The following is a 4,426-nucleotide window of genomic DNA, read 5'->3' on the forward strand; positions in this document are numbered from 1 at the left end:
GATAACTAGGAATTATCGCGTGTCGGTCCTTGCGTCGCCCGCCGACTGCCGGCGCCTCCAGGCCCTGGAGCGCGCGCTCGTCGAGCAGGCCGACGAGCTGGCCTTCTTCCTCGTCTACGACCGTCCGGAGCGTGAACGCGAGCGTCCTGGCCTATGGCGCACGTACTTCGCGCAGCGCTGCCTGTCCGACCAGCAGCTGCAGACCAAGCTCGACGCGTTCCGGTCGGTGGGGGCCTATGCGGAGCTCTTCAGCGGCGAGCGGGCGTGGATCAGCGCTCTGGCCGACGGGCGGCTGCAGCGGCTTCCGCAGCGGATGAAGGTGGCCTTCAACGGCATCGGCTGGGGCGTCGGGACGGACGGTTTCATGCCGGGGCGCAAGGCGCTCGTGCCGTTGGTCGCGGACGCGTACGGGATCACGTGCGTGAACTCCGACGCGCACGCCTGCGCCGTCACGGTCCACAAGTTCCATTCCTCGCTCGTGCTGGACGGTCTGGGCGTCCGCGTCCCACGCACCTGGCACTACCGGCCGCCGCACGGATGGGTCGGGAGCGCTCCAGAGCCTGGGGCGCGCGTGATCGCGAAGTCCACCTACGAGGCGTGGTCCGTCGGGGTGACGGAGGAGTCGGTGTTCGTGGTCGACGACACGCTCGAGGACCGCGTGACGGCCGTCGCGGAGCGCATCGGCCAGGCCGTCACCGTCCAGGAGTTCATCGTCGGGCGGGAGGTTTACGTCCCGGTGTGGGCGTGCCCCGAGCCGATCGTGACGCCGCCGGTGGAGCCGGTCGGCGCGCGAGGGGAGACGTTCGTGACGATCGAGGACAGCGTGACGCTGCAGCATCAGGTCTTCGACGGCCCGCCGGACCTCGTGGAGCGCCTCGCGGCGCGAGCCGTGGCCGTGGTCGACGCCTTCGGGCTGTACGGGCTGGCCCGGATCGACTTCCGCGTCGATGACCAGGAGCGGCTTTGGGTGTTCGACATCGCGATCGACCCCGGGGTCGAGGACTTCGGCGCGGCCTACCTGTCGCTGGCCGAGCTCGGGTTCGACCATCCGGCGTTCTTGCGGACGGTCGTCGCGGCGACGCTGGGCGCCAAGGGCGTTCTGCGCAGCTAGTCGTGCCTCGGCACCTGATCGACACCCCGGACCTGTCCTCCGCCGACGTCGAGGAGCTGTTCGCCCTCGCGGACGCCGGCCCGCAACCGCAGGCGCTCGCCGGCCTGACGTTCCTCGCCGCGTTCTTCCAGGAGAGCACCCGGACCCGGCTGGGGTTCATGAGCGCCGCGGCGCGCCAGGGCGCGAGCGTGCTCGACATGGGCAACGCGGACCGGCTCCGGCTCGAACCCGATGCGGACCAGCGGCTGGTCCTGGCCGGGACGGCGGACGTGGTGGCGGTCCGTCACGGGAAGGCGACGTTCGCCCACGACCTCGCGAGGCACGGCCGCTGCCACGTCATCAACGCGGGAGCGGGCGGAGCGTCCCATCCGACGCAGGCGCTGATCGACGCCTACACGCTCAAGCGGGCGTTCGACGGCGACCTGGCCGGCCGGCGCGTCGTCTTCCTCGGCCCGATGCTGCGCTCAGCACGGTCGTTCCGCGCGCTCGCCGCGATGCTCGGCGTCGTCTTGTCGGAGTGCGACGTGACCGCACGTCCGCAGCGCGGGATGCTCGAGGCGGCGGACGTGCTCTACATCCAGTCGCTGAGCGCGACGGACTACACCGTGCCGGGGCTCAACGCCGCTCCGCCAGGTCCCGCCCTGCCGGAGTGGGCGGTCGAGGCGATCCGTGTGTCAGACGCGCGGCTCATGCACGCGCTGCCACGCGGCCCGGAGCTGCCGGACGACCTCATGCCCACCGGGCGTTCCCTGGTCGCGGTGCAGGTGGAGCTCGGGATGCCGGTTCGATGCGCCGTGCTCCGCTGGCTCGTGCGGCGCAACTAGTGCCACCACTCCACCTCCGGCAGGCGGAACGCCCGGCCGAGCTGATCCCAGAGCGGCCCGAAACGAGCCGTGCCGAGCAGGCACTCGTCAAGCTCGAGCGCCGTCATCGCCAGCCCACTCCGCAGGATCGGCTCGAGCAGCTCGTGACGGGCGACCTGGTACTTGCCGATCGTGTAAGGGATCTGGGCGACGAGGTCGGACAGCTCCGCCCATTCCGTGGCCGCCGTCTCGTGCTCACCCAGCACGTACCGCGTCGCGCTGCGGTTGGCGGCGATCAGGTAACGCGTGCTCGCCTCGGGGCGCTCCATCCGGTCGAGTTGCTCGAGCAGGCGATCGAGGATCGTCAGCGCCTCGGCGCCTTCACCGGCCAGCGTGAGGTAGACCGCGAGCGCGTTCTCCACGTAGAACGGGTCGGCGGGAACCCGGTGGTCCGTCACCACCTGGCGCTGACGCCGGACCGCCTCGGCGGCGTCGATCGCGTCGGCGCGGTAGTCCGCCAGCACGACGTTCGACCGTGACCAGTCCAGCCGCGGGAACGCGCCCGGCGCGTAGTCGGCGACGAGGGCGTCCATGCGCGCGTGCACCTCGCGCGCTTCGTCGTAGCGTGCGCTGAGCACGAGCATGGCGCCCAGGTTCACGAGACAGCGGAAGTACTCCCCGGGCCGACGCACGAGCGAGTCGGCCTCCGAGGGCCCGAAGTGCTGCGCCGCCTCGCGCGTGCGGATCAGGGCGACGTCGGGCTCGTACAGGGCGCCGGCGCACCGGTCCAGCGTGTACATCGCGTCGTGTGCGGCCTGGTCGAAGTCCCCTCGCTGCAGGAGCGCCTGGCGGATCTGGCCTTCGAGCGCCCGCCCCGGCGCCTTGTCGACCCGCAGGCTCAACGCGAACAGGCGCGCGTGCATCATCCGCACGCCGAGTTCGGGCTCCTCCGCCTCGTAGCCGGCCCACTGCTCCAGCAGCGCGACCGCCTCCTCGCGGTCGACGGTGCTCCGCGTGTCTGCAAGGCAGGTCGCGCGCAGGTAGTCCGCCTCCGCGTTCAACCGCCGCGGGAGCGAGTGCGGGAGCCGGTCGAGCGTGGCGTTGCAGCCGGCGAAATCCGTCTGGTGGAACTGCGTGAGCGCGGTCGAGAACAGCTCGACGACGCCGACCATGTCGCACGTCTCGATCGCGCTCAGGACATGCGGCGCGATCTCCCGCCACGGGCGCCCCTCACGCTGGAGCTCGAGCGCCGCCTGCACGCCGAACGCCGCCGCCTCGCGATTCTGCTCCGCCCGCTGAGCATGGGCGCAGCGCAGCTCGTACGCCCCCGGGCGCAGCAGCCGCAGGCACTGCGAGACGCTCTCGTGAATCCCTGTCGTCTCACGCCCCCCGGCGGTCAGGAAGTGCTGGCGGAACACGTCGTGCGCGAACTGGCCCATGTCCTCCGACAGGTCGAGGATGTCCTCGTCCCGACACGTGCGCAGGAGCCGCGCCGCCTCGGCCGCCTCGCCCTCGAACGCGCAGATGACCTCGGTCCGGCGAAACCGGAGCCCCAGCACGGCGGCGATCTGGAGGATCGCGAGTGTGGCGGTGCCGACCGATCCAAGCGAGCTGATCCGGTCGGTGAGCAGCCGCCGCACGAACTCGTCGCCGGTCGCCGCGGCGAGGAGGTCGGCGCCGCCGTCGTCGCGAACCCGCTGCGCGCAGCGCGCGGCCAACGCGAGGTGGCCGCCGGTGAGGTCGTACACCCGGTCGGCGGTCGCTGCCGGCGTGCCCGCCGGGGCACCGAGCGCCTCGAACACCGCCGGGAACGCCGTCCGTGGGACCCGCTTGACGTCGTGCCACTGGGTTCGGCCACGCGCGAGCAACGCGTCCCGCGCCAACGGATGGGCGGTCTGCTGGTAGGGCTCGATCGTCTGCACAGCCAGCACGCGCAGGTTGGTCAGGAACGGGAACGCGTCGCTCATGGCGGGTTCCCGCAGCCGTCCGAGGAACTCCAACGACCGCGTGTCCCACCAGTGCAGGTTGTCAGCGATCAGCAGCAGCGGCCGCTTGCGGGCCAGGCGGGCGAGCTCGAACAGAATCCCCTGCTCGACATCGTTGAGATAGCGCTTCCTCGCCCGCTGCCGAGCAGGGCGCAGACGACTCAGCGCCTGCGCCGTGCCCGTGACCACGCCGGCCGTGCCGGCCATCCGCTCACCGGCCTTCGTGACCTGCGCCAGGTCCTTGCCGACGGCCGACCACGCACGTCCGAGCGCCGCCAGCGCGAGGCTCAGCGGGTAGTACGGCGCGTCGCTCTGCAGCTGATCGCCCTGGGCCACGATCGCCCGGCCGCCGCCCTCTTCCCACAGCGCCCCGAGGCCGTTCGCCAACCAGGACTTGCCGACACCGGGCGGCCCCTGGAGGACGTTGATCTCGGTGCCCTCGTCGATGGTCCGCGCGATCGAGCCGATGATCTCGTGGTGGCCGAGGACGCCTGCAAGCGCCTGCACGGCGATAATTCCTAGTTATC

At 71.6% G+C, this 4,426-nt stretch carries 3 protein-coding genes; 2 read left to right on the forward strand and 1 reads right to left on the reverse strand.

Annotation, left to right across the window (positions count from 1 at the left end; translation table 11 throughout):
• Positions 1 to 19: 19 nt before the first annotated feature.
• Together OJ997_RS35920 and OJ997_RS35925 are read left to right on the forward strand one after the other, a co-directional pair.
• Positions 20 to 1,111 (forward strand): D-alanine--D-alanine ligase family protein, encoded by a 1,092-nt coding sequence (locus tag OJ997_RS35920; RefSeq protein WP_270030279.1) that lies wholly within the window; start codon positions 20 to 22, stop codon positions 1,109 to 1,111.
• A gap of 2 nt (positions 1,112 to 1,113) precedes the next feature.
• Complete coding sequence (locus OJ997_RS35925) at positions 1,114 to 1,935, forward strand: aspartate carbamoyltransferase (RefSeq protein ID WP_270030280.1); 822 nt, start codon at positions 1,114 to 1,116, stop codon at positions 1,933 to 1,935.
• On the opposite strand, the gene OJ997_RS35930 is transcribed toward OJ997_RS35925, so the two are convergent.
• Positions 1,932 to 4,406, reverse strand: coding sequence for an AAA family ATPase (locus OJ997_RS35930; protein WP_270030281.1), 2,475 nt, complete (start codon positions 4,404 to 4,406; stop codon positions 1,932 to 1,934). The genes OJ997_RS35925 and OJ997_RS35930 overlap by 4 nt on opposite strands.
• Positions 4,407 to 4,426 lie beyond the last annotated feature (20 nt).

The sequence above is a fragment of the Solirubrobacter phytolaccae genome (assembly GCF_027587195.1).
GTDB classification, from domain to species: domain Bacteria; phylum Actinomycetota; class Thermoleophilia; order Solirubrobacterales; family Solirubrobacteraceae; genus Solirubrobacter; species Solirubrobacter phytolaccae.